Raw genomic sequence first — 22,231 nt, forward strand, 5'->3', positions numbered from 1 at the left:
GGAGTGGAGCGGCGGTGCGGTCGTCGTCAGCCACGACCGCGAGCTGCTCGAGGCGATGGAAGCGATCGTCGAGCTGACGCCGTCAGGAGCCCGCCGATACGGCGGCAACTACACCGCGTACCGGGAGCGCAAGGCGCTGGAGCTGGACGCCGCCCGCCACGATATAGCCGACGCGCAGAAGGCCGTCGCGGACGTCCGCCGCGCCGCGCAGGTCGCGGCCGAGCGCAAGGCGCGCAAGAACGGCGCGGCGAAGGGGACCAGGGGTGACATCCCTCGCATCTCGGCCGGCCGGCGCAAGTCGGGCAGCGAGGCGTCCGGGGGGACGGCCGCCCGTGTCGCCGGGCAGCGCATCGCGATGGCCGAGCAGGTGGCCGAAGAGATGCGTTCCCGCGTGGAGGTCGTCGAGCCGCTGCGGGTCGCGATCGCTTCGACCGCGCTGCCGGCGTCGAAGCCCGTGGTCACGCTCCGCTCCGTCACGGCCGGCCATGTGCGGGGACGACCGGTGGTGACGGACCTCGATCTGGCGGTCGTCGGCCCCGAGCGGGTCGCGATCACGGGTGCGAACGGGTGTGGCAAGACCACGTTGCTCGGCCTGATCGCGGGGCACATCGCTCCATGGTCGGGCCGGGTCGAGGTCATCGCCGGCGCGGCCATGCTGGACCAGCGGGTCGGCATCCTCGATCCGGCGATGTCGGTCCGGGACAACTTCGCGCGCCTCCATCCGGACGCCGGCGAGAACGCCTGCCGCGCCGCGCTCGCGCGGTTCGGCTTCCGTGCCGAGGTCGCGCTCGAACGGGTCGGCGGCTTGAGCGGGGGGCAGCTGATGCGCGCCGGGCTCGCGGCCGTACTGGGAGGGCCGGGCGTCCCGCCGCTCCTCATTCTCGACGAGCCGACCAACCACCTCGATTTCGATTCGATCGCCGCTATCGAGACCGGGCTGCTTGCCTACGACGGGGCGCTGATCGTCACCAGTCACGACCCCGCCTTCCTCGACGCGATCCGGATCGAGTGGGTCGTCGCAATGTAGGTGCCGCAACCCGGCAGCGGCGCGAGGCGCGTCGGGAGGGTGGCGGCCCGCGACGGGCGGACCCCCAAGCGACAGGGCGGTACACCAAGAGATGAGTATCCCGCCACGCCGATGCCGCTAGAAGGTGTCATGTCTCGAGGCCGAACGGGGTGCCGGCCGAGTTTCTGGGGGCGAAACCATGATCAGTCCGGTTGCCGCGGGTTCCGGCCACATCGCCTTCGGTCCGTTCCGGCTGTCGGCCGCGGAGCGGCTGCTCACGCGCGACGGGGCGCCGGTGGAGCTCGGCGGGCGCACCCTCGACCTGCTGATCGCGCTGGTCGCCCAGCCGAACGTCGTCATCGGCAAGCGGGAGCTGCTCGCGTCGGTCTGGCCTGACGTGACGGTCGAGGAGACGAGCCTGCGCTTTCACATGGCCGTCTTGCGCAAGGCGCTTGGCGATGGCCGTGCCGGCGCGCGCTACATCGCGACGCTCGCGGGCCGTGGCTACTGCTTCGTCGCGCCCGTCGGGCGGTCGGAGGCGCGGCCCGCCACCGGCCCGCGCAGCGCGGCACCCGCGAGCAACCTGCCAAGCCGGCTGACGCGCGTGGTCGGCCGTGAGGCGGACATTCTCGCCGTGTCGGACGCGCTTCTCGCGTCCCGTCTCGTCAGCATCGTCGGCCCCGGCGGGGTCGGCAAGACGACAGTTGCGGTCGGAGTGGGCCAGGCGCTCTGCGGGCGTTTCGACGACGGGGTCCTGTTCGTCGATCTCGCTCTGGTGGCCCGCACGGGCGCGGCGGAGGAGGGCGACGCGGTCGAGGGCACGGTGGCCGCCATCGTCGCCTCGGCGTTCGGCCTTCCCGCCCAGCCGCAGGACCCCGCCACGACCCTGGTCGCCTGTCTCGCGGAGAAGCGCCTTCTCGTGGTGCTCGACACCTGCGAGCACCTCGTTGCGGACGTCGCGCGGCTGGCGGCACGCCTGGTCGCGGCGGCGCCGGACGTTCACGTGCTGGCCACCAGCCGCGAAGCGCTGCGCGTCGCGGGCGAGCACGTCTACCGCCTCGATCCGCTCGGCTGTCCTCCCGTCGCCCCGGACGTAAGCTTTGCCGCCGTCAGGTCCTGTCCCGCGGTCGAGCTCTTTCTCGACCGGGCGGCGGCCGGCGGCATGCGCATCGATCTTTCCGATGCAGACGCGGCCCACGTCGTACGCATCTGCCACAAGCTCGACGGCGTCCCGCTCGCGCTCGAGATGGCCGCCGGGCGCGTCGCCGCGTACGGCCTCGCCGAGACGGCAGACCTCATCGACCGGCACTTCGCCCTCGTCATCGAGGGGCAGCGAACGGCCTCGCCCCGGCAGAGGACTTTGCAGGCGACCCTCGACTGGAGCTACACCCTGCTCACCGCGTGCGAACGGACCGTGCTGCGCCGCCTCGCGGTGTTCGTCGGCGACTTCTCCCTCGACGGGGCCCTCGCCGTCGCCGCGACGGAGCACGCGGACCATGCGGGCCTCTTCGGTGTGATCGACAGTCTGGTCGCCAAGTCGATGGTCGCGACGCGGCTGAACGGCGCGGCGGTGCGGTACCGTCTCCTCGACACCACGCGCGCATACGTTCAGGCGAACGCGCTCGACGAGGCGGAAGCGTGTGCGCTCGCTGCCCGCCACGCCGGCTATTACCGCCGTGCGCTCGGTTCCGACGCCGTCTGGCATCCGGCCGCCAGCGTCGACGAGCGAGCCTGCTACCTCGCCATCGTCAGCAACGTGAAGGCCGCGCTGGCGTGGTGCTTCGGCGACGGGGGCGATCGCCGCCTCGGGGCGGAGCTGGCCGGCGTCGCGGCATCGGGCTTCCTGGTACTCTCGATGTTCGGCGACGCGCACCGTTGGGCGACGGCCGCGCTCGCCGCCCTGGACGAGGACATGCGGGGCGGGCGCACGGAGATGCTGCTGCGCCACGCGCTGGGGGTCAGCCTCACATTCGCAGGTGGCCGGGGCGATGCCGCCTGCGACGCGCTCGACGGCAGCTACGCCATCGCCTGCGCGGACGGTACGCCGGGCGAGCGGGTGTGGCTGCTCGGCCCGCTCCTGATGCAGCACATGCGCATGGGCGAGTTCGATGCCGGCCTGCGGGACGCCGAGGCGTGCACCGCGATCGCGCAGGCGATGGACGATCCCGACGCGGAGATCTTCGCGCACGCGCTTCTCGGTGTCGCGGCGCACTACGCGGGCGATCTGAAGCGTGCCCAAGCCGCATTTGCCGCGCTGCAGGGCCGCAGTTCACGCTACGCCTGGCCGGTGAGCTATCTGGGCCTCGACAGCGGCGTCCCGGCGGCGTTCCTGGCGCGGACCCTTTGGCTGCGCGGCGATGCCGAGGAGGCGCTGCGGCAAGCCGAGGCGGCCATCCTCGATGCCGAACGGACGGTTCACCCTCTCTCGCGCTCCGTCACGCTGATGTGGGTGGCGACCGTCATGATCTGGCACGGCGACATCGCCGCCTCGGAGCGTGTGGTCGACCGGCTGGAGGCGGTTGCCGCCACACACGGCCTTGTCACGCATCAGGCGGTCGCACGGGGCCTCCGAGGCGAGATCGATCTGATGCGCGGCGATACAGATGCGGCGATCGCCCGTCTGGCGGCGGCGATCGAGGCGCTGCGCGGTCGCGGCTACGCGCTGCAGACCACCCCGATGAGCATCGCGCTCGTGCGCGCGCTCACGGCTGCGGGCCGCCTGCCGGACGCGATCGCGCTGGCGGACGAGACGATTTCCAGCGTCACGCGAGCCGGAGATCGTCTCTACCTCGCGGCGGCGCTGCGAGCGAAGGCCGGCGCCCTTGCGGCGGGGCCATCGGCGTGCCGCGAGGAGGCCGAGCGCTGCCTGGTCGAGGCGCTGGAGCATGCGGTGCCTCAGGGGGCGGCGGCATGGGCGCTGCACGCGGCGACCGATCTCCTCACGCTGGCCGCGACCCCCGCGGATGCTGACGGCGCGCGCAGCCGCCTGCAGGAGGTCGTGGACTCGTACCCCGCCGGGGCGAGGTCGCCCGATCTCATCGCGGCGCGCCGCCGGCTGATCCAGGTCACCGCTCCGGCGAATGCGAGGTTCTCGGCCTGACGGGCGCCACGTCCGGGACCGTGAACGGGCGCGCCGGATGCTCCGTGCGCACGCGGAGCCTCCGACGCGCGGTCGCGAACGAGCCGGGCGGCCCCGCAGGTGCCGGGCCTAGGATCGGCGCAGCACGTCCTGCCACTCCGGATGCCGGTCGATCTGCGCCTTCGCGAACGGGCAGAGCGGGATGATGGCGATCCCGTCGCGGCGGGCGTCCTCGACCGCCTGGCGCACCAGCCGCTCGCCGACCTTGCGGCCGCGCAGGGCCGCGGGCACATCGGTGTGGTCGATGATGATGAGCCCGTCGCCGGCCCGGCTGTAGGTCATCTCGGCCTCGACGCCGTCGACGACCACCCGGTAGCGCCCCTTCGACGGCCCGTCCTGCCGCTCGACCGGTTCATCGGTCGTGGCAGTGGACGGGGCCGGCTTCGTCGCAGCGGCGTCCGGCGGGCGAACATGGCGCGGCTGTCCCGGCGTGCACTCCAGCAACTCGCGGTCCCAGCCGGCGAGATCGGCGGCGGCCTCGTAGGTCGAGACGAGAAACGCCAGGAGCGCCCGGTCGGGATCGGCGGCCGACTGCACGGCTTCGTAGGGCAGGATGAACTCACCCATACCGTCGTTCCAGAACGCGGCGTCGGGTCCCACCGCCGCGTTGCGGAAGCCGTTCGGCGTCGGATAGGCGTAGGCATAGAAGGCGGGATAGTCGATGCCGCCGCCACCCGGCCAGAAGCCCGCCGAGGAGACCTCGCGGTCGTAGGCCTCCTGCGCCACGTCGTCCGGGAGAGCCGGAATGCCGGCGGGGTGGAGCGGCGCGCGCCGCCCCGAAAAGCGGGTGACCGCCAGGTCGAAGCTGCCCCAGAAGAGGTGCACGGGGCTCGATTTGCCGAGGAACGACGTCCGGAAGGTCTGGAAGACGCCGTCGATCGCCAGCAATGCCTGGTGGAAGCGCTTCACGGCGTCGCCGTCGTAGGGGCGGTCACGGTGATCCTCGCGGAACGGCACGGGGTTCGGCACCTCGTTCGGCTGGCCGTCGAAGGTGGGCGTGCCGCCGAGGTCGGACACCAGTCGCACGAACTCGGCGTGGAACGCCGCTACGGTGGTCGGCCCGAGAGGGAACGACGCCTCGCGGCCGTCGCCGCTCGTGCCGGAGACCACATGATCGTGCAGGTCGAACCGGATCTCGATGCCCGGTCCGTCGGGGATCAGCGACGACGTCAGCCCGCGCGGCGTGACGTAGAACGTCGCGTGCCAGGAATGGTTGAGCCACGGAGAATGGGCAAGCCGGTACTTGCCCGCCACCTGCAGGTAGAGGTGCAGGGCCGAGCACGTCTCGCGCCAGCCGAGGTAGTCGAGGTGGGGCCACGCGTTGCCCATTATACGTCCTCCATGACGTCGTTGCCGGGGCGCGACGTCGGTTGTGGGTCCGGGCCGCGAGCGGCCGTCTCGTCGGCGCCGCTCAGTCCGGAAGGGGGATATGCTCGTCCCGGTCGTCGATCGGCAGATCGAACCGTCCCTCGCCCCAGTGCTGCGCCCGCCATTCGGCCTTCGCCGCTTCGATGCGCTCCTGGGAGGAGGCGACGAAGTTCCACCAGATATAGCGCGGTCCACCGAGCGTGGCGCCGCCCAGGATCATCAGCCGCGCCCCCCTGCCACGAGCGGCGACCGTGATCCTGTCGCCGGGGCGGAAGACCATCATCCGCCCCGCCTCGAAGTCCTGGCCCGCGACCGTGATCGAGCCGTCGACGATGTAGATGCCGCGGTCCTCGTGATCGTCCGGCATCGGCAGCCGCGCGCCCGGCTCGAGCTTCACGTCGGCGTAGAAGGTCTCCGAGTGCATCGTCGCCGGCGCGGACAGGCTGTAGGCGGTCCCGAGGATCAGCCGCAGCGAGACGCCGCCGTCCTCGATCACCGGGAGCGTCTCCTTGCCGTGATGCTCGAACGAGGGCGCGATGTCCTCCTGCGCGTCGGGGAGTGCCAGCCAGGTCTGGATGCCGAACAGGCTGTTCGGGCCGGTTCGGGCCGCGGCGGTCGTGCGCTCCGAGTGCGTCACGCCGCGCCCTGCGACCATCCAGTTCAGTGCGCCGGGACGGATGACCTGATCGGCGCCGGTCGAGTCGCGGTGGTGAAAGTCGCCGCGAAAGAGGTAGGTGACGGTGCCGAGGCCGATATGCGGGTGCGGTCGCACGTCGACGCCCTGGCCGGTCAGGAGCTCCGCCGGGCCCGCCTGGTCGAAGAAGATGAACGGGCCGACCATCTGGCGCTTGGGCGCCGGCAGGGCACGCCGGACCTCGAAGCCGCCGAGGTCCCGGGTGCGGGGCACGATGAGGGTTTCGATGGCGTCGATCCCCACCGCGTCGGGGCAGCCCGGTTCGATTGCTGGGTTCCAGCTCATGCGCGTCATCCTCTGGCTGTTCGGGAGGGCCTCGCCCGCAAGCTGCATGGGCGAGGCCGGATTTCGGCCGGGCCGCGCCGCGCGGGTGGCGCGGCGCGGCTCCGGCGATGCGTCAGGCGCGAGGCGCGTTCAGCAGCTGCATTTCCCAGGCGAACGCGACGCCGCTGCCGCCGCCGTGCGCGCCGAGAACCTCGGCGAGTGCCGGAACGGTCGCTTCCCGCGCCCAGTCGCGCTGCCATTCGGAGGCGACGGCCATCCACGTGATCGGCGTTATGCCGGCCGCCGTCATGCGCCGGATGGCCATGTCGTGCGCCTCGGCCGAGACGCCGCCGCACGCGTCGGTCACGACGAAGACCTCGTAGCCGTCTGCGACAGCCTGGATCGCGGGCATCGCCACGCACACTTCCGTCCAGAGCCCGGCGATCACGAGCTGCTTGCGCCCGCTCGCCTTCACCACGTCGACGACGCGATCATCCTGCCACGTGTTGATGAAGGTGCGGTCGATCGGCGTCTGGTCGGGGAAGACGTCCTGCAAGCCCTTGATGAGAAAGCCGCCGCGGCCCTCTATCACGGTCGTGAGGACGACGGGGACATCGAATGCCTTCGACGCCTTCGCCAGTCCGATGACGTTGTTCACGATCATCGCCGGCTCGTGGCTGTTGAGGTTCGCGAACTGGAATGGCTGGTGGTCGATGAGGACGACGATGCTGTCCTCCGGGCGCAACAACGCCTCCAGGCCTGACTTGGTCATGAGAATTCCTTTCGTGGAGCGGTCAGGCCGCAGCGGCCTTCTCGGGGTTGAAGCCGTCGAAGCTCTCGAACACGTCCATGAAGCCGGGGACGGTCGCCTCGCGCGCCCAGTCGCGCTGGAGCTCGCAGTACATCTGGACACGGCTGATGAGCTTCGCGCCCGCCTGCTCGACCCGGCGCAGCGCCGCCTCGTGCGCGGCGAGCGAGGTACCGCCGACCGCATCGACCGGGACATAGACCTCGTAGCCCTCGCGCAACGCGTCGAGCGCGGGGAAGGCGAGGCAGGCCTCGGTCCAGAGCGCGGTCATGATGAGCTTGCGGCGGCCGAGCCCCTTCACCGCCTGCTTGAACGCGGTGTCCTCCCAGCTGTTGATGGAGGTGCGGTCGTAGGTCGGCAGGTGGCCGAGAACGTCCTGAAGCTCCTGGATCGGCGGCTTGTTGCGCCCCGTCTCGACGTTCACGGTCGAGTGGATGATCGGGAGGTTGTAGTTCACCGCGGCCTTGGCCGTGCTCACGATGTTGAAGACCAGTTCGTCACGCGGCATCGAGCGGATCGACGAGACCTGGATCGGTTGATAGTCGATGATGATGAAGGCCGAATTCTCGGGCGTCAGAAGCTGATCGGTCGCAGGATTGCGGATATCTTCGCTGGCCATGGGACAGGTCTGTTCCTCGATGGGATGTGGTGGGGATTGAGGCAGCCGGACGTCGTCGTCAGGCTGTCGGTGTGACGAAACGGCCGGTGTTGAAGTCCTCGGCCGCCTGGCGGACCTCGGCCTCGGTGTTCATCACGAACGGCCCGTAGCCGACGATCGGCTCGTCGATCGGCTCGCCCGTCAGGATCAGGAGCGTGGCCTCTCCATCGGCGTGGACGTCGACGTCGCGCCCGTCGCGCTCGAGCAGCACCACGTCGGCCGCGCCGGCCGCGTGGCCGTCTCCGATCGTCACGTGCCCGGCCAACACCACGAGCATGGCGGTATGGCCGACCGGCAGGTCGAGCGTTACGTCGGCGTCGGCCTTCAGGGCGAGGTCCCACACGTTGATCGGCGTGAAGGTCTTCGCCGGGCCTTTCGCACCGCGATACTCGCCGGCGATGATGCGCGCCTTGCCCGCACCCTTGGGGAGCGGGACGACCGGGATGTCCGCCTTGGGGATGCCCTGGTAGCCGCCGGGCGCCGTCTTGTGCTTCGCCGGCAGGTTCACCCAGAGCTGCACCATACGGAACGGCCCGCCGGTCCGGGCGAACCCGGGCGAGTGGTATTCCTCATGGATGATCCCGCCCGCGGCGGTCATCCACTGGACGTCGCCGGGGCCGATCACGCCGCCGTTGCCGGCGGAGTCGCGATGCTCGACCTCGCCCTCGTAGACGATGGTGACGGTCTCGAAGCCGCGGTGCGGATGTCGGCCGACGCCGCGCCGCTTGTCCGTCGGCTCGAAGGTGTGGGGCCCTGCATAGTCGAGCAGCAGGAACGGGCTGATGTGGGCGCCGAGCGTGTTGTACGAGAAGAGCGAGCGGACCGGGAAGCCGTCACCCACCCAATGCTGCCGCTCGTTGCTGTAGCGACCCAGAATTTTCTTGGCCATTCTTGTCCCCGGATCCCGTGCGCCGGATGGCGATGCTTGTGGAACCGAGGGCTATCATTGCAACGATGGCGCGCGAAGATTGCCCCGTATGACGCAGCGTCCTATGAGTAGGACGATGAAGGACCTCAACGATCTCTACTTTTTCGCGGCGGTCGTCGATCACGGCGGCTTCTCCCCCGCCGCCCGTGCGCTCGGGGTTCAGAAGTCACGGCTGAGCCGCCGCGTCCTCGCTCTCGAGGAGCGGCTGGGGGTGCGCCTGCTCAACCGCTCCTCGCGCCGCTTCTCCGTGACCGAGGTCGGCCGCGAATTCCACGAGCGCTGCGTCGCGATGCTGATCGAAGCGGAGGCGGCGGAGCAGATCGTCGCCGAGGTGCGGGCGGAACCGCGCGGTCTGGTGCGCCTGAGCTGCCCGACGGCGCTTCTATCCTTCCAGTTCGGCGCGCTGATCGCGCGGTTCATGATGGAGAACCCGCTCGTCGAGGTGCACCTGGAGAGCACGAACCGCCGCGTCGACGTGATCGCTGAAGGGTTCGACCTCGCGATCCGCGTGCGGCTTCCACCGATCGAGCCGAGCGACCTCGTCATGCGGCGGCTCGACGAGAGCACCCAGTGCCTCGTCGCCGCGCCCGCGCTGCTCGACGGCGCCGCGACCTCGCCCGTCGACCTCTGCAAGCTGCCGAGCCTCGATCTCGGGCCGCGCCACCGCGACCACGCCTGGGAGCTGCTCCATGCCGACGGCCAGGTGGCGACCGTTCCGCACACGCCGCGGCTGGTCACGGACGACATGGCGGTGCTGCGCCAGGCGGCGCTCGCCGGGGCGGGCGCCGTGCAGCTGCCGACCATCTTCGTCTGGGAGGACGTCCGGGCCGGCCGCCTCGCGCATGTCCTGCCCGACTGGAGACCTCGGGCCGGCATCGTCCACGCCGTCTTTCCCTCGCGCCGCGGGCTGCTTCCGTCAGTGCGGGCGCTGGTCGATTTCCTCGCCCACGAGTGCTCCCTCCAGCGATCTCAGGCCAACGAGTACGTGCGGCCCGTCCGTGACGTGCGCGCGATCTGATCCTCGCTGCGTGTCCGGCCCCGGCGGCGATGCCCGGCGCGTGGCCGCCGCCGGTCTCCCCCGGATGCGCGCTGCCGCGCTCGTCAGTACTTCGACGGCACGTAGAGCTCCTCCGGCAGCACCGACCGCTCGTACTGCGGGTTGTAGTAGCGGTCCGGCAGGGTGACCTCCTCCTGCGGGACCGGCTCGTAGGGGATCATCGACAGAAGGTGGTCGATACAGTTGAGGCGGGCACGCTTCTTGTCATTGCCGGGGACGATGTACCAGGGCGCCTCCGGGATGTTGGTGCGTGCCAGCATCTCCTCCTTCGCCTTGGTATAGGCCTCCCAGCGCACGCGGGACTGCAGGTCCATCGGGCTCAGCTTCCACTGCTTGAGGGGATCGTGGATCCGCATCAGGAAGCGCAGCTGCTGCTCCTCGTCGGTGATCGAGAACCAGTACTTGATGACTCGGATCCCCGATCGCACCAGCATGCGTTCGAAGTCCGGAACATCCTCGAAGAACTGCTCGACCTGATCCTCGCGGGCGAAGCCCATCACGCGCTCGACTCCGGCGCGATTGTACCAGCTGCGGTCGAACAGGACGATCTCGCCGCCGGCCGGCAGGTGCGGGACGTAGCGCTGAAAATACCACTGGCTCCGTTCCCGCTCGGAGGGCGCCGGCAACGCCACGGTGCGGCAGACCCGCGGGTTCAGGCGCTGGGTGATCCGCTTGATGACGCCGCCCTTGCCGGCCGAGTCGCGGCCTTCGAAGATCACGACAACCTTCTCGCCGGTATATCTCACCCAATCGTGCATCTTGATCAGCTCGGACTGCAGATGCAGGAGCTTGCGAAGGTAATCCTTGCGGTCGAGGCTGGGCGGATGGGCCTTGTCGTAGATCTTGCGGATCTCGAGGGACAGGGCCGGCTCGGACATCTCCAGCTCATAGTCCTCGTCGAGCGTGTCGGCGAGCTCGGCTTCCAGCCAGTCCAGGTCCTCGGTGTGCTTCTGTCCTGTCATTGTCCATCCCTGTCTGGTCGGCGGCGCGGAAGTCCGCAGGTCCCCGGGCGCTATAGCGAGTGGCTTGTGACGCATGTGTGACGGACGGGAGAGCGGGCCCGCGCTGGCGCGTTCCTCCCTGGCTGCGGCCGACGTGCGGCATCGGGGGAGGGGGCGTCGAGACCGCGCCGCCGGGGCGGCACGCCGCGAGCGGGGACCTTCGCGGGTTTGCGCCGCGGCGGCCGGGAGCGGTGTGGTTTGTCGCGCCCGGGCGAGGCAGGCCCGCCAGGATGGCGGGGCGTGAGCCTTATCTGAGGGCGTGCACCGGCGCGCTCACGCGGCGCAGACCACGGTCCGGGTCACCGCCGGCGGCGGCCAGCAGGCGGCGCAGGTAGACGACCTCCTGACGCGCCTGGTTCAGACTCGCCTGATATTGCCCTGAATCCGCGAACATCTGGAGCGTTTCCAGGCGGTCCTCGGCGGCCGCAAGTCGTCTTCTGAGCCGTTCGTCGGAATCCCCACCCATGGCGCCCCAACCCTCTCATCTCCACGATGAGACCTGCACGCAACAGCCTCTAGGAGATACAGACGCTGCTTAACGACGCCTTAAGCGGTGATTCGCCATGGGGCCGGTCACCCACGGAACTCGGGTCGTTCCCGGCGGGTCGGAACCGCGCCGGCACCCTCTCTCCGCAGCCCGATCGTGGCTGCGCCGACGGCTTCCGGAGCCGCCGGCGCAGGTGTTCGCAAACGTGCTGGCGTGGGCGATCGGTCACACTCGTCCGACGAGCGGGAGCCGACCGGGGGCTTACATCGGGACGAGGACGGCGACGCCGAACATTTCCGCATCGTCGGACAGGAAGTCGGCGATCCGCCAGCCGGCCGATCCGCATAGCGCCTCGAGACTCCGGCGCGTGAACTTCCGGCTGCTTTCGGTGTGGATCGTCTCGCCGGCGGCGAACTCAGCGGTGCGGTCGCCGACATGGACTCTCTGGTCCGCCTGACTGACGAGGTGCATCTCGATCCGTGCCTCCTCGGCATTCCACACCGCCCGGTGTGCGAACCGTTCGGTGTCGAAGTCGGTCCCGATCTCCCGGTTCATGCGATGGAGGAGGTTCAGATTGAACGCGGCGGTGACGCCGGCGGCATCGTCGTAGGCGCGCACCAGGGTGCCGGGGTCCTTGACGAGATCCACCCCGAGAATGAAGGCCCGGATCCCCGGCCAGGACCGCACCTCCTCGAGCAGCGCGACCGCAGCCGCGGGGTCGAGGTTGCCGATGGTGGAGCCCGGGAAGAACGCGACGCGCGGCCCCGCTTCCGGCGGCAGGGCGAGCGGCTCGGTGAAATCGCCGACGACGGGCGTGATCTCCAGTTCCGGATAGTCCGCGGCGAGTTCAGTCGCCGTGGCGTCGAGGAAATCCGACGAGACGTCGATCGGCACGTAGCTCGCCAGCGCGTCGAGGCGGTCGAGAAGGAGCCGCGTCTTCGAGCTCGCGCCGCTCCCGAGTTCCACGAGCTCCGCTCGGCTCGGCACCTGCGCCGCCAGCCGCTCCAGGTGCTCGCGCAGGATCCGCTCCTCGGTCCGCGTCGGGTAGTACTCCGGCAACTCGGTGATCTGCACGAAGAGCTCGCTGCCGGCAGCGTCATAGAGCCATTTCGGCTCCATGGTCTTGCGGCCGCGGGTCAATCCGTCCCGTGCCGCCTCCAGCAGCGCGGCATTGGTCACGACAGGCTTGTCCATCTCAAACGTCCCGCGCCAGCCGCAGGCCCAGCATCTGCCAGCGCTGATGCGGGTAGAAGAAGGTCCGGTAGGTCGGTCTCATCTGGCGGACCGGCGTGGCGCACGACCCGCCGCGCAGGACGAACTGATTGACCATGAACTTGCCGTTGTATTCGCCAATCGCCCCCTCGGGCGGGCGAAAGCCGGGATAGGGGCTGAAGGGGCTCTGCGTCCACTCCCAGACATCGCCCCAGGGCGAGCCTCCAGGCAGCGGCCGAAGGGTGCCCGACTCCAGGAAATTGCCCGTGATGGGGCGATTGCGGAAGGCCGTCTCCCACTCCGCCTCGGTCGGCAGCCGCGCGCCGGCCCAGCGGGCGAAGGCGTCGGCCTCGTAGTAGCTGACATGGCAGACCGGGGCGTCGAGGTTGACCGGCTGCGGACCCCTCAGCGTGAAGCTCCACCACGCGCCGTCCTGCTCCCACCAGTAGAGCGGGGCGTCCCAGGCGTTCTTCTCGCACGCGGCCCAGCCGTCCATCAGCCACAGCGGCGTCGTCGCGTAGCCGCCGTCTTCCATGAATGCGATCCACTCGCGATTGGTCACCGGCCGGTCGGCGATCTCGTAAGGGTCGAGCCAGACCTTGTGCCGCGGTCCCTCGCAGTCATACGCGAAGCCGGAGCCGTCATGCCCGATCTCGGTCAGTCCGCCGTCGTGCCGAGTGAAGGTGAGCGGGACCTCGTCGGTGACGGGGCAGGGCGCCGGGTCGCGGTAGGTCGGCATCAGCGGGTTGTAGGAGAGGCCGTGCAGAAGGTCCGTGACGAGGAGCTCCTGGTGCTGCATCTCGTGATGACAGCCCAGCTCGACCAGCTCGGCGATCTCCACGTGGTCGGCCCGGTCCTCTTGCAGGAGGCGCTGGATCGAGTCGTCGACGAAGCGGCGGTAGTCGAGCACGGCCTGGCCGTCCGGCCGCGAGACCAGACCCCGCTTGTCGCGAGCGTGCCGGGGACCGGCCTGCACGTAATAGGAGTTGAACAGGAAGGCGAAGCGATCGTCGGGCGACCGGTAGGACGCCGAGCGGGGTTTCAGGATGAACTCTTCGAAGAACCAGGTCGTGTGCGCCAGGTGCCACTTGGCCGGGCTGGCGTCGGACATCGACTGGAGCATCATGTCCTCGGGTGCGAGCGGCGCGGTCAGTTCGTCCGTGGTCGCCCGCACATCCGCGTAGAGGATGCCGGCCTCGCCGGCCGTATCCTGTCTGATGTGGCGTTTCGCTGTCACGATGAGCCCTCCTGCTGGAGTCTGAGGAACCGCCGGGGGCTGCACATGTTCCTGCGGTGCGGACGGTTGGTGCCCCGACGGATCAGTCGGCCGTGCGTATACCAAAGGAATCGGTTATTCGAGCAGCCGCGGTCGGTCCTTTTGACGCTTCTTTGGCCCGGCGTGCACGGGGAGCACCCGCACGGCACGCCTCGACCGGCTCACATGACCCGGCGGAACCTCACAGTTCGACGCCGAGACGGCGGTCGGCGGAGTACTTGCCGCCGCCGCGCATGGCGATGGCCAGCGCCACGAAGCCCAGCATGAGCGGGTATTCGATGCCCCGGTCGATCCACGGATAGGTCGGCCCGATCGCAACGCAGATCGCCGCCATCTGGACCGCCAGCATCGGTGCGAAAAGACGGATGGCGAGACCGAGGGCCACGGCGAAGCCGCCGAACGTTTCGAGCAGCGCCACGGCCAGCGCAAGCTGGGGGGCGAACGGCAGGCCGAGGACGTTGCCGATCAGATTGGTGGAACCGGCCATCGGGTCGGCCATCGATCCGTGCGCGGTGCCGAGCATCTTCGGGACGCCGTGGGTGACGATCGTGAGGCCGAACGCAACCCGGAGAAGGGCATAGGCCACCGGCTCCATACGATCGTAGAACGGGCGAAGCGCGGGGATGAACAGCCTAAGCGGCGTGTCCACCACCGCCAGCGGGAAACGCGTGGCGGAAGGGCGGGACGTCTCGGCGGTCATGTCTCTCTCCGTAAGGTGAGGCGGGTCGTTCAGGCGAGCACGAAGTCGAAGCGGCCGACGCGGGTCGCGTCCGCCCGGGAGAGGGCGAGGAGCAGGCGCGGGTCGAACTGGCGGTCCCGGTCGTGGCTGGGGTCGCCGGGGAAGAAGACCTGCGTCGTGAGCACGTCTCCGCCCGGACGCTGCACGCGGAAATGGATGTGCATGCTCCGGAACGTGTACGGCGCGGGGACGATCGTCGCGAAGGCCCAGCGGCCGTCGCCGTCGGTGTACTGATGGCCCCTCAGGTAGGTGCCGGTCGTGTCGTAGCGGCCGTCCTCGTCCGCCTGCCACAGGTCGACGAGAGCGCGGCGCAGCGGCCGGCAGTCGCGGTCGAGGACGCGGCCGCCGATCAGGATCGGTGTGCCGCTGGCGCGCCCTTCGGTCACGTCCGTGCGCTCCGGGCTCCCGGGGCGGAAATAGGGGCCCGCCGTCGCGGTGGGCGTCGTGGCGCCGGTCGCGCCGCACGAGGGCGTCGGCTCCAGCGGCTCGGATTGCGCCCGCGCCGCTCCCGGGATCGCGGCGAGACCCGTTCCGGCGGCGAAGATCTGCAGAAGCTCGCGACGTGATCGCATGCGTGGACTCCTTCAAACGTCAGGGGAACGTCAGCGCAGGACGCCGGCGCGGCGATCGGCCTGCACACTGCTGCGTGTCCGGATTGTCTTCCGGCGGGAGGTACTTGCGTTGGCGTGGGTTATTCCGCCACCTCGGTTCGAGGAAGTTCGTTATCCGGAATCGGAATAACGCCGCGTCCGAGGGCGACATGGCGAGGGCAGGGAGAACGGCATGATCGAGCAGAAACTGCGCAAGGTGGACCTCAATCTTCTCGTCGTGCTTCGAAGTCTCCTCGCGACCTCGAGCGTCGGGCAGACGGCGAAGCTGCTGGGGATGAGCCAGCCGGCGACGAGCCGGGCGCTCGCCTCCCTGCGCGAACTCTTCGACGACAGGCTGTTCGTGAAGAGCGGCTCGAAGATGAAGCCGACGCCGCGCGCCATCGAGCTGGGCGAACCGCTGGAGAGTCTCCTGTCGAGCGTCCTTCGCGTGCTCGATCCGCCCGCGGTGTTCGACCCTTCGACCTCGCAGCGGCGCTTCCGCATCGCCTCGACGGACTACGGCGCGACCGTCGTCCTGCCGCAGCTCGCCCCCCGCCTGTTCGCGGCGGCGCCGAACATGGAGGTCGATTTCAGACCGCTGGCACCGAACTCGTTCGACGAGCTCGGCAGCAACGATCTCGACCTCGTCCTTTACAGCGACAATCCCGTGCCCGGCGCGCTGCGGGCGCGGGAGATCTACCGGGAACGGTTCGCGTGCCTGATGCGGCGGGGGCATCCGGCGGAGCCGCGCGGGCGGCGCCTGTCCCTGGAGGCGTACCTCGCCCATCCGCACATCCTCGTCACCGTGAGCGGCGGGCGCACCGGTCCGGTCGATCGCGTGCTCGAAACCCTCGGCCGACAGCGGAGGATCGCGCTCGTCCTGCCCTACTTCGCGACGGCGGCGCTGACGGCATCGACGTCGGACCTGATCCTGACGATGCCCGCTCGCGCGGCGCAGGCCTACGCGGACGCGGTGGGCCTCACCCTGCTCGCGCCGCCTGTGGAGCTTGGCGACTTCGGCTACAGGATCGTCTGGCACGAGCGCGTCCACGACGACCCCGGCCACGCATGGCTCCGACGATTGATCGCCGACTCGTTCCGCGAGGACGCGTAGCGGCCGCACACCGCCGCGCCAGGGTCGTCCGCGCCACCATGGGCCCGTCTGCCCGACGGCTTCGGCCCCCGGCGACGGATGTCTCAGGACCGCTCGAGATGGCGCCGGAAGAACGGAACGAGGCGGTCGACGGCCTGATCGACGAACTGCGGCTTGTCGTACAAGTCGTAATGACCGGCGCCCTCGATGACGAGGAGGTCCTTCGGCGTGGTCGCGAGGGCGTGTAGGGTCTTGCCGTCCTCGAGGGATCCGGTGTTTCCGGCACGGCCGGCGGCGACGATCGAGAGTGGCTGGGTCAACAGCTCGGGAACGAGGTGGAAGGCGTCGAACGTGAGCAGCCGCGCCATGCTGTCGAAGTGCAGCCGGTTGGTCGAGTTGGGGTGGCGGAAGGCGGATTCGCGATAATATTCGACCGCCTGGAGCGTGTCGGGATCGGTGATCCCGGCAGCCTTTGCGTCCGCCAGCGTGTCCGGGATCCAAGGCTCCCGGCGCGCGGGGCCGCCTCGCGCCTCGGCGGTGCGCTGGGCGCCGGCCGCGTCGAGCGTGCGGACGGTCTCCGCGCCGGGCATCATCGCACGGAACGCCCGCCCGATATTCACCGGCACGACGAGCCCCACCGCGCCGAGCCGCTTGTCCATCAACGCCGCCTTCACCGCGTAGCCGCCGCCGGCGCAGATTCCGAGCATTCCCACCCGGCTGTCGCCCACGAAGGGCTGCGTCGCGAGGAAATCGACGGCGGAGCGGATGTCCTCGACGCGTGCCGCCGGGTCCTCGAGGTCGCGGGGCATGCCGCCGCTCTCGCCCTGGTGGGAGGGGTCGAAGGCGAGCGCCACGATCCCTCCGGCTGCGAGCCGGTCGGCGTAGAAGGCGCCGATCTGCTCCTTCACGCTGCTCCCCGGCGTGGCGATGACCACCACGGGCCCCGGTCGGCTCTCGTCGAAGCCGCCGGGCAGATACAGGTTTCCGGCGATTTCCGCGCCGCCCGCCTCGAACGACACGCGTTGCACCTTGGAAGCCATAACGCACTCCTTGCTCTCTGTTGTGTCGGGCGGGCGCCGCGGACGGCGTCAGTCCCTCGGTCGGTTGTTGTCGACCACCGCGCGGTAGGCGGTCATGTCGAGGAATGCTTCGGCGCGGACGACCCTTTCGTCCGCCATCTGGAAGATCCAAACGAACCGGTTCTCGTACGGCGCGCCTGACGTCGTGGTCGCGGTTCCGTCGAACCGCACGATCACGGTGTCGCCGTCCGCCCAGATCTGCCGCACCTCCGGGACGACGGGCCCGGTCAGCCGGGAGACGAGCGGCATGGACGCATCCTCCACGAACGAGTCGCGGCCCGTGTAGGTTCGGGAGACCGGATCGGAACCATGGATGGTCCAGACCACGTCGTCGGCGAGGAGCGCCTCGAACACGCTTTCTCCGTTCGCCCACGCCTCGAAGGCGGCGCGCACGATCTCGCGGTTGGCGTCCTCCCGCGCGCCGTCCGCTGCGGTGCGGGCCGACGCGGGCGCCGCCATGACAAGCGCGGCGAAGCCGACCGCGAGGGCGACCTGACGCAGCGCGCCGACCGATACGCGGGTCATCGGTCGGCCTCCTCGCGGTACATGATCATTCCACCGTGGTGCAGGACGCCGTCGATGAAGACGCCGTCCGCGGTGAAGCCGGTGTCGTCCCAGTACTCGATCCGGTTCCCATCGATCTCGTAGCGGCCCTGATAGGCGCTCCGGCGAGTGCCGCGGGCCTCGTCGTAACGGCCGTTGGCGAGGAGCTCCTGCCGCACGTGGCGGTCTTCGGTCACCCACATGCCGACATAGGGATGGTCTGTCATGCCCGTCTCCGTGGATTTCGCCGGCTGCGCAGCCGCGACGGCGGCGGCGAGCGCCGCGAGGATGGTCGTTCGTGCCCTCCCGGTGCTCATCAGTGGGGCCCTGCCGTCGGGCGGATGGTGATCTCGCTGGTGTCCACGTCGGCGGGCGCCTCGATGACGTGCCGCACGGCCCTGGCGATGGCCTCCGGCTGGAGCGCGATCGCACGCCATGTGCGCATCGCCTCGGCAGCCACCGGGTCGGTGATGGTCTCGGCAAGCTCCGATTCCACGACGCCGGGGTTCACGCAGGTGACGCGGATGTGGTCGCTCTCCTGTCGCAGGCCGTCGGAGATCGCCCGCACGGCGAACTTCGTCGCGCAATAGACCGCCGCCGTCGGCGACACGGCGAGCCCGCCGATCGAGCCGATGTTGATGATCTGGCCGGTCCGCTGGCGGTCCATGGCGGGCAGCACCGCCGCGATCCCCCACAGAACGCCCTTCACGTTGACGTCGATCATCCGCTCCCATTCGTCGAGCTTGAGGGAGGCGAGCGGCGACAGGGGCATGACGCCGGCGTTGTTCACGAGGACGTCGATTCTGCCCCACTCGTCGAGGGCGCGGTCGGCGAAGGCCCGCATGGCGTCGCGGTCCGTGACGTCGAGCGGGACGGCGCGTGCCGCACCGCCGTCGCCGTTGATCCGGTCGGCGAGGGCATCGAGGCGGTCGGTGCGCCGCGCCCCGAGCAGGACCCTTGCGCCGGCGACGCCGAGCTCCTGCGCGATGGCCGCACCGATCCCGCTGCTTGCACCGGTGACGAGGACAACTTTGTCGATCGGTTCCATTTCACTCCTCTCGTGCCGCCTGGTCGGCGGTCGAGAGGGGAGGTGGGCCCGTCGTCGCGGACACGATAGAACGAGGTTCCTGCAGTCTTGCACGATCGTCCAAAGCGGCTATCTGCACGCCCATGCAGCCTACCGATGCTCTCGCCGCGCTCATCGACCGTCACCAGCCGCAGGACGGGGTGCGGGAGACGGAGCTGCCGGGCGTCGGGCTCATTCGCGCGTCCGAGCGGACCGAGCTCGCCGACACGACCTATCCGCCGTCCTGCTGCCTGATCGGACAGGGCCGCAAGCACGTGCGCATGGCGGGCAGGGACCTCGTGTACGACACCGGCCACTATCTGGTGGTGGGCGTGGAACTGCCGGCGCTCGGCGCGGTGATCGAGGCAAGCCCCGAGACCCCGTACCTGTGCCTGAAGATCGAGCTCGACCGCGGGCTCATCGGTGATCTCGTGGCCGACGACGGACCGGCGCGGCCGATCGCGCACGCGACCGCGGTCGCGGAAGTGACGCCGGGCCTGCTCGACACCGCCGTGCGGCTCCTGCGGCTGCTCGACGATCCACGCGAGGCCGAGGCGCTGGCGCCGCTGGTGCTAAGGGAATTCTACTGGCGGCTTCTGAACGGCCCGCAGGGAGCGCTCCTCCAGGCGATCGCAGCGCCCGGAAGCCGCGTCGGGCGGATCGGCCGCGCGGTCGATCATCTGACGCAGAATTTTCGCGATGATCTCGACGTCGACGCGCTGGCGCGGCTGACGGGGATGAGCCGCTCGTCCTTCTTCGCCCACTTCCGTGCCGTCACCGCCATGACGCCGCTGCAGTACCGCACGCGCCTCCGGCTGCAGGAGGCTCGCCGGCTGATGCTTGTCGAGGGAGTGCTGGCCCGCGAGGCGGGTTTCGCGGTGGGCTTCAACTCGCCCTCACAGTTCAGCCGGGAGTATGCGCGCGCGTTCGGGCGTCCGCCGCGAGCCGACGTCGCGCGGTTCGTGCCGTCCCGGACGGCGAGCGGCTGGTGCGTCGGGCGCGGCGACGGCGGCGACGCAGCCTGAGCCCCGGCGCGGCACGCATCGTGCGCCGCGCGAGCGCTTTGCCGGGACTCGTTTCGTGGGTGTTCGCAACGTGTCGCGCCACAATGCGCGGACCGTCTCGTGCGGGCCGGCGCGCCCCCGCGTGAAGCGCGCCGCCGGCTCGCGGGCCGTCGGCGGCGCCGAGGAGCCGTCCGGAACGTTCGCTTCGAGGGGCGGACCCCTCGAAGCGGTTACATCTCCGGCTGTCAGTTCGGCTTGACGCGGTTCAGGTCGCCTTCGCCGGTGGTGCTGGCCGTCTCGTCCTCGGTTGTCGGCGAACCCATCGCATCGAGGTTGCCGGACGGCTCGTTCATGCCGGGCCTGACCGGCTGGTTGGGGTCGGCCGCCACGTTCGGATCGACCCGCGTGTTCTCCCCTTCGCTTGTGGTCGTGCGGTTGGGGTCGGGAACGGTGGGCGCGCCCTGCGCGTCGAGCGCCTGCGTCTGGGCCGCTCCACGGGTCCCGTCGACAGCGCGGTTCGGAGACACGCGGTCGGTGTTGTGACCGGTCATCTCGTTGGTCGCCTCGGAGGCATCCTTGACCGTCGTGTTCGTCTGCGCCGACGCGCCGGTCAGAGCCAGAACGACGATGGCGCTGCTCATCGTGAGTGTACGGAACATTATTCGTTCTCCCTTATCGTATAACCAGTAAAATGCAGGGGAGGGAACGTTGTTCCAAAGCGGGTTGCGGCCGTTTTACACATCCCGAACGGGAATTATCATAGGTTAAGTTGTCGGTAAGTTGCGTGCCTGTTGCTTTTGACGGGGTATTCTGAAGTCGAGGTGGCGGACTGGATATAGAAAGTCATGATACAATGAATTCTCATACTGAGGCGGTCGCCTCCAAGGGTCGGCTGATGGGCGCCGCAAGGCGGCAAGCGCGTCACCCCTGTCGCCGCGGTCCGCCGGTCGGCCGCGACCGAAGGGGATGTCCGGCGCCGCCGCTTCTCCGACCCGGCACCCGCGCGCTGGTTGGACCGACCTAGACCTTCGCACTGCTCATCCTGTTCCTCGACCCAATCGATCGGGAATCTCCGTCCCCGTAGCGTCGCCGGAGCCGCAATTCGGGCGGCGATCATCTGGGAGACGGACATGAGCCTCGACGACATTTCACATCCCGCCAGGACAGGGCCGGACGAACTGGTGCCATCGCGCTACGCACTGCGGATCGGCGAGATCGACGTGCTGGTGGTCAGCGACGGCGTGCTGCCGCTTCCGACCGCGATGCTGGCGCACAACGCGGACCCTGCCGTCCGCGCGGCTTGGCTGGACGACATGTTCCTGCCGCCGGAAGCCTTCGACTGGTCGCTGAACGTGGTCATGGTGCGAAGCGGCGGGCGGACCATCCTCATCGACGCCGGACTGGGTCTGGACCCGGACCTGAACCTGCCGCGCGCCGGGCAGCTCATCCGGCGACTGGCGTCGGCCGGGATCGATCTCGCCTCCGTCACCGACGTGGTGCTGACCCACCTGCACATGGACCACGTCGGCGGGCTGCTCGTCGACGGGGTGAAGGAACGGTTGCGGCCGGACCTGCGGATCCACGTGGCCGCGGCAGAGGTCGAGTTCTGGGAGGCACCCGATTTCACCCACGCCGTCATGCCGCCGGGGTTCCCGGACGCGCTGAGGGCGACCGCCCGGCGGTTCGTGAACGAGTACCGAAGCCGGTTGCGCCCGTTCGACGACGAGCGCGAGATCGCGCCGGGCGTCGTCGTTCGCCGCACCGGTGGTCACACCCCCGGGCACAGCGTGGTCCGCCTGGCATCGGGTGGCGACCGGCTGACGTTCGCCGGCGACGCCGTGTTCGCGGTCGGGTTCGAGCATCCGGACTGGCACAACGGGTTCGAGCACGACCCGGAAGAGGCGGCCCGCGTTCGGATCCGCCTCTTGACCGAGCTCGCGGCGACCGGCGAACAGCTCGTGGCGACGCACCTGCCGTTCCCCTCGGTCGGCCGGGTCGCCGTGGAGGGTGATCATTTTCGCTGGGTCCCGGCCTTCTGGGACTACTGACCGACTGACGGACCGGAATCGAAAGGGCGCGGCCTCGTGGTTCACGAGGCCGCGCTCCTTTTTGCAGGTTTCCCGCCGGGTTCCGGGTCCGGCTGACGCAATGGCGCGTGGGACATGGTGGCGAGGAACGCGTCGGCAGGCGCCGGCCAAGCGGGTCTCGAGCGGCGCCAT

At 69.8% G+C, this 22,231-nt stretch carries 22 protein-coding genes; 6 read left to right on the forward strand and 16 right to left on the reverse strand.

The annotated features are described in order from the left end of the window. Window positions 1-379: 379 nt before the first annotated feature. A complete protein-coding gene (locus tag DLJ53_RS36775; protein ID WP_483396335.1) occupies window positions 380-1,027 on the forward strand; it encodes an ATP-binding cassette domain-containing protein in 648 nt (215 codons plus the stop codon). A 178-nt stretch (window positions 1,028-1,205) separates the two neighbouring features. Further along, window positions 1,206-4,106 (forward strand): ATP-binding protein, encoded by a 2,901-nt coding sequence (locus tag DLJ53_RS12220; protein WP_111345478.1) that lies wholly within the window; start codon window positions 1,206-1,208, stop codon window positions 4,104-4,106. 108 nt (window positions 4,107-4,214) lie between these two features. On the opposite strand, the gene DLJ53_RS12225 is transcribed toward DLJ53_RS12220, so the two are convergent. The 5 genes from DLJ53_RS12225 to DLJ53_RS12245 all read right to left on the reverse strand — a co-directional run bounded on the left by DLJ53_RS12225 (window position 4,215) and on the right by DLJ53_RS12245 (window position 8,826). Then, on the reverse strand, window positions 4,215-5,474 hold the full coding sequence (locus DLJ53_RS12225) for a DUF5996 family protein (RefSeq protein WP_111345480.1): 1,260 nt from the start codon (window positions 5,472-5,474) through the stop codon (window positions 4,215-4,217). A gap of 82 nt (window positions 5,475-5,556) precedes the next feature. Beyond that, window positions 5,557-6,492: a pirin family protein gene (locus DLJ53_RS12230; RefSeq protein WP_111346287.1), complete on the reverse strand. Its 936-nt coding sequence runs from the start codon at window positions 6,490-6,492 to the stop codon at window positions 5,557-5,559. A 112-nt stretch (window positions 6,493-6,604) separates the two neighbouring features. After that, complete coding sequence (locus tag DLJ53_RS12235; RefSeq protein WP_111345481.1) at window positions 6,605-7,243, reverse strand: hydrolase; 639 nt, start codon at window positions 7,241-7,243, stop codon at window positions 6,605-6,607. A 22-nt stretch (window positions 7,244-7,265) separates the two neighbouring features. Next, the gene (locus DLJ53_RS12240; protein ID WP_111345483.1) at window positions 7,266-7,898 is read right to left on the reverse strand and encodes a hydrolase; all 633 of its coding nucleotides are present in this window, start codon (window positions 7,896-7,898) and stop codon (window positions 7,266-7,268) included. 58 nt (window positions 7,899-7,956) lie between these two features. After that, on the reverse strand, window positions 7,957-8,826 hold the full coding sequence (locus tag DLJ53_RS12245; protein ID WP_111345484.1) for a pirin family protein: 870 nt from the start codon (window positions 8,824-8,826) through the stop codon (window positions 7,957-7,959). A gap of 115 nt (window positions 8,827-8,941) precedes the next feature. Between DLJ53_RS12245 and DLJ53_RS12250 the strand changes: the two genes are divergently transcribed. Continuing rightward, window positions 8,942-9,883 carry a LysR substrate-binding domain-containing protein gene (locus tag DLJ53_RS12250; RefSeq protein WP_111345486.1) on the forward strand — a complete coding sequence of 314 codons (942 nt, stop codon included), beginning with the start codon at window positions 8,942-8,944 and terminating at the stop codon, window positions 9,881-9,883. 83 nt (window positions 9,884-9,966) lie between these two features. Here the strand turns inward: DLJ53_RS12250 and ppk2 are convergent, their stop codons facing one another. The 6 genes from ppk2 to DLJ53_RS12280 all read right to left on the reverse strand — a co-directional run bounded on the left by ppk2 (window position 9,967) and on the right by DLJ53_RS12280 (window position 15,209). Continuing rightward, window positions 9,967-10,884 carry a polyphosphate kinase 2 gene (ppk2, locus tag DLJ53_RS12255; RefSeq protein ID WP_111345487.1) on the reverse strand — a complete coding sequence of 306 codons (918 nt, stop codon included), beginning with the start codon at window positions 10,882-10,884 and terminating at the stop codon, window positions 9,967-9,969. Between the two features lie 286 nt (window positions 10,885-11,170). Beyond that, the gene (locus DLJ53_RS12260) at window positions 11,171-11,389 is read right to left on the reverse strand and encodes a hypothetical protein (RefSeq protein WP_111345489.1); all 219 of its coding nucleotides are present in this window, start codon (window positions 11,387-11,389) and stop codon (window positions 11,171-11,173) included. A 282-nt stretch (window positions 11,390-11,671) separates the two neighbouring features. Further along, window positions 11,672-12,604: an L-histidine N(alpha)-methyltransferase gene (gene egtD, locus DLJ53_RS12265; RefSeq protein ID WP_111345491.1), complete on the reverse strand. Its 933-nt coding sequence runs from the start codon at window positions 12,602-12,604 to the stop codon at window positions 11,672-11,674. A 1-nt stretch (window position 12,605) separates the two neighbouring features. Further along, entirely contained in the window at window positions 12,606-13,859 is a 1,254-nt protein-coding gene (gene egtB / locus DLJ53_RS12270; protein ID WP_111345492.1) for an ergothioneine biosynthesis protein EgtB, read from the reverse strand. Window positions 13,860-14,079: 220 nt separating this feature from the next. After that, window positions 14,080-14,598, reverse strand: coding sequence for a DoxX family protein (locus DLJ53_RS12275; RefSeq protein ID WP_111345494.1), 519 nt, complete (start codon window positions 14,596-14,598; stop codon window positions 14,080-14,082). Between the two features lie 29 nt (window positions 14,599-14,627). After that, a complete protein-coding gene (locus tag DLJ53_RS12280) occupies window positions 14,628-15,209 on the reverse strand; it encodes a dioxygenase family protein (protein ID WP_111345496.1) in 582 nt (193 codons plus the stop codon). A 211-nt stretch (window positions 15,210-15,420) separates the two neighbouring features. Here DLJ53_RS12280 and DLJ53_RS12285 point away from each other — a divergent pair, with 211 nt between their 5' ends. Then, on the forward strand, window positions 15,421-16,341 hold the full coding sequence (locus DLJ53_RS12285; protein WP_111345497.1) for a LysR family transcriptional regulator: 921 nt from the start codon (window positions 15,421-15,423) through the stop codon (window positions 16,339-16,341). An 83-nt stretch (window positions 16,342-16,424) separates the two neighbouring features. Here the strand turns inward: DLJ53_RS12285 and DLJ53_RS12290 are convergent, their stop codons facing one another. Genes DLJ53_RS12290 through DLJ53_RS12305 form a run of 4 tightly spaced genes read right to left on the reverse strand, consistent with a single transcriptional unit; the run spans window position 16,425 to window position 18,981 of the window. Next, on the reverse strand, window positions 16,425-17,360 hold the full coding sequence (locus tag DLJ53_RS12290; protein WP_111345499.1) for an alpha/beta hydrolase: 936 nt from the start codon (window positions 17,358-17,360) through the stop codon (window positions 16,425-16,427). 48 nt (window positions 17,361-17,408) lie between these two features. Beyond that, window positions 17,409-17,924 carry a nuclear transport factor 2 family protein gene (locus DLJ53_RS12295; RefSeq protein ID WP_111345501.1) on the reverse strand — a complete coding sequence of 172 codons (516 nt, stop codon included), beginning with the start codon at window positions 17,922-17,924 and terminating at the stop codon, window positions 17,409-17,411. After that, window positions 17,921-18,259: an Atu4866 domain-containing protein gene (locus tag DLJ53_RS12300; RefSeq protein ID WP_111345502.1), complete on the reverse strand. Its 339-nt coding sequence runs from the start codon at window positions 18,257-18,259 to the stop codon at window positions 17,921-17,923. Before DLJ53_RS12300 ends, DLJ53_RS12295 begins: the two co-directional genes overlap by 4 nt. Next, window positions 18,259-18,981 carry an SDR family oxidoreductase gene (locus tag DLJ53_RS12305; protein WP_111346289.1) on the reverse strand — a complete coding sequence of 241 codons (723 nt, stop codon included), beginning with the start codon at window positions 18,979-18,981 and terminating at the stop codon, window positions 18,259-18,261. The genes DLJ53_RS12300 and DLJ53_RS12305 overlap by 1 nt, the downstream gene beginning before the upstream one ends. 131 nt (window positions 18,982-19,112) lie before the next feature. Between DLJ53_RS12305 and DLJ53_RS12310 the strand changes: the two genes are divergently transcribed. Beyond that, window positions 19,113-20,033 (forward strand): AraC family transcriptional regulator, encoded by a 921-nt coding sequence (locus DLJ53_RS12310; protein WP_111345504.1) that lies wholly within the window; start codon window positions 19,113-19,115, stop codon window positions 20,031-20,033. A gap of 224 nt (window positions 20,034-20,257) precedes the next feature. Here DLJ53_RS12310 and DLJ53_RS12315 read toward each other — a convergent pair whose 3' ends face one another. Beyond that, entirely contained in the window at window positions 20,258-20,671 is a 414-nt protein-coding gene (locus tag DLJ53_RS12315; RefSeq protein ID WP_111345506.1) for a hypothetical protein, read from the reverse strand. A gap of 471 nt (window positions 20,672-21,142) precedes the next feature. Between DLJ53_RS12315 and DLJ53_RS12320 the strand changes: the two genes are divergently transcribed. Beyond that, on the forward strand, window positions 21,143-22,060 hold the full coding sequence (locus DLJ53_RS12320; protein ID WP_111345508.1) for an MBL fold metallo-hydrolase: 918 nt from the start codon (window positions 21,143-21,145) through the stop codon (window positions 22,058-22,060). Window positions 22,061-22,231: the final 171 nt, after the last annotated feature.

This window comes from Acuticoccus sediminis (genome assembly GCF_003258595.1).
GTDB lineage: Bacteria > Pseudomonadota > Alphaproteobacteria > Rhizobiales > Amorphaceae > Acuticoccus > Acuticoccus sediminis.

Coding starts and splice junctions, on each gene's coding strand:
- DLJ53_RS12310 (WP_111345504.1), top strand. CDS start 19,113: ATGCAGCCTACCGATGCTCTCGCCGCGCTCATCGACCGTCACCAGCCG.
- DLJ53_RS12225 (WP_111345480.1), bottom strand. CDS start 5,474: ATGGGCAACGCGTGGCCCCACCTCGACTACCTCGGCTGGCGCGAGACG.
- DLJ53_RS12220 (WP_111345478.1), top strand. CDS start 1,206: ATGATCAGTCCGGTTGCCGCGGGTTCCGGCCACATCGCCTTCGGTCCG.
- DLJ53_RS12300 (WP_111345502.1), bottom strand. CDS start 18,259: ATGAGCACCGGGAGGGCACGAACGACCATCCTCGCGGCGCTCGCCGCC.
- DLJ53_RS12240 (WP_111345483.1), bottom strand. CDS start 7,898: ATGGCCAGCGAAGATATCCGCAATCCTGCGACCGATCAGCTTCTGACG.
- DLJ53_RS12260 (WP_111345489.1), bottom strand. CDS start 11,389: ATGGGTGGGGATTCCGACGAACGGCTCAGAAGACGACTTGCGGCCGCC.
- DLJ53_RS12295 (WP_111345501.1), bottom strand. CDS start 17,924: ATGACCCGCGTATCGGTCGGCGCGCTGCGTCAGGTCGCCCTCGCGGTC.
- DLJ53_RS12230 (WP_111346287.1), bottom strand. CDS start 6,492: ATGAGCTGGAACCCAGCAATCGAACCGGGCTGCCCCGACGCGGTGGGG.
- DLJ53_RS12275 (WP_111345494.1), bottom strand. CDS start 14,598: ATGACCGCCGAGACGTCCCGCCCTTCCGCCACGCGTTTCCCGCTGGCG.
- DLJ53_RS12320 (WP_111345508.1), top strand. CDS start 21,143: ATGAGCCTCGACGACATTTCACATCCCGCCAGGACAGGGCCGGACGAA.
- DLJ53_RS12280 (WP_111345496.1), bottom strand. CDS start 15,209: ATGCGATCACGTCGCGAGCTTCTGCAGATCTTCGCCGCCGGAACGGGT.
- DLJ53_RS12235 (WP_111345481.1), bottom strand. CDS start 7,243: ATGACCAAGTCAGGCCTGGAGGCGTTGTTGCGCCCGGAGGACAGCATC.
- DLJ53_RS12315 (WP_111345506.1), bottom strand. CDS start 20,671: ATGTTCCGTACACTCACGATGAGCAGCGCCATCGTCGTTCTGGCTCTG.
- DLJ53_RS36775 (WP_483396335.1), top strand. CDS start 380: ATGCGTTCCCGCGTGGAGGTCGTCGAGCCGCTGCGGGTCGCGATCGCT.
- DLJ53_RS12290 (WP_111345499.1), bottom strand. CDS start 17,360: ATGGCTTCCAAGGTGCAACGCGTGTCGTTCGAGGCGGGCGGCGCGGAA.
- DLJ53_RS12285 (WP_111345497.1), top strand. CDS start 15,421: ATGATCGAGCAGAAACTGCGCAAGGTGGACCTCAATCTTCTCGTCGTG.
- DLJ53_RS12245 (WP_111345484.1), bottom strand. CDS start 8,826: ATGGCCAAGAAAATTCTGGGTCGCTACAGCAACGAGCGGCAGCATTGG.
- ppk2 (WP_111345487.1), bottom strand. CDS start 10,884: ATGACAGGACAGAAGCACACCGAGGACCTGGACTGGCTGGAAGCCGAG.
- egtD (WP_111345491.1), bottom strand. CDS start 12,604: ATGGACAAGCCTGTCGTGACCAATGCCGCGCTGCTGGAGGCGGCACGG.
- DLJ53_RS12250 (WP_111345486.1), top strand. CDS start 8,942: ATGAAGGACCTCAACGATCTCTACTTTTTCGCGGCGGTCGTCGATCAC.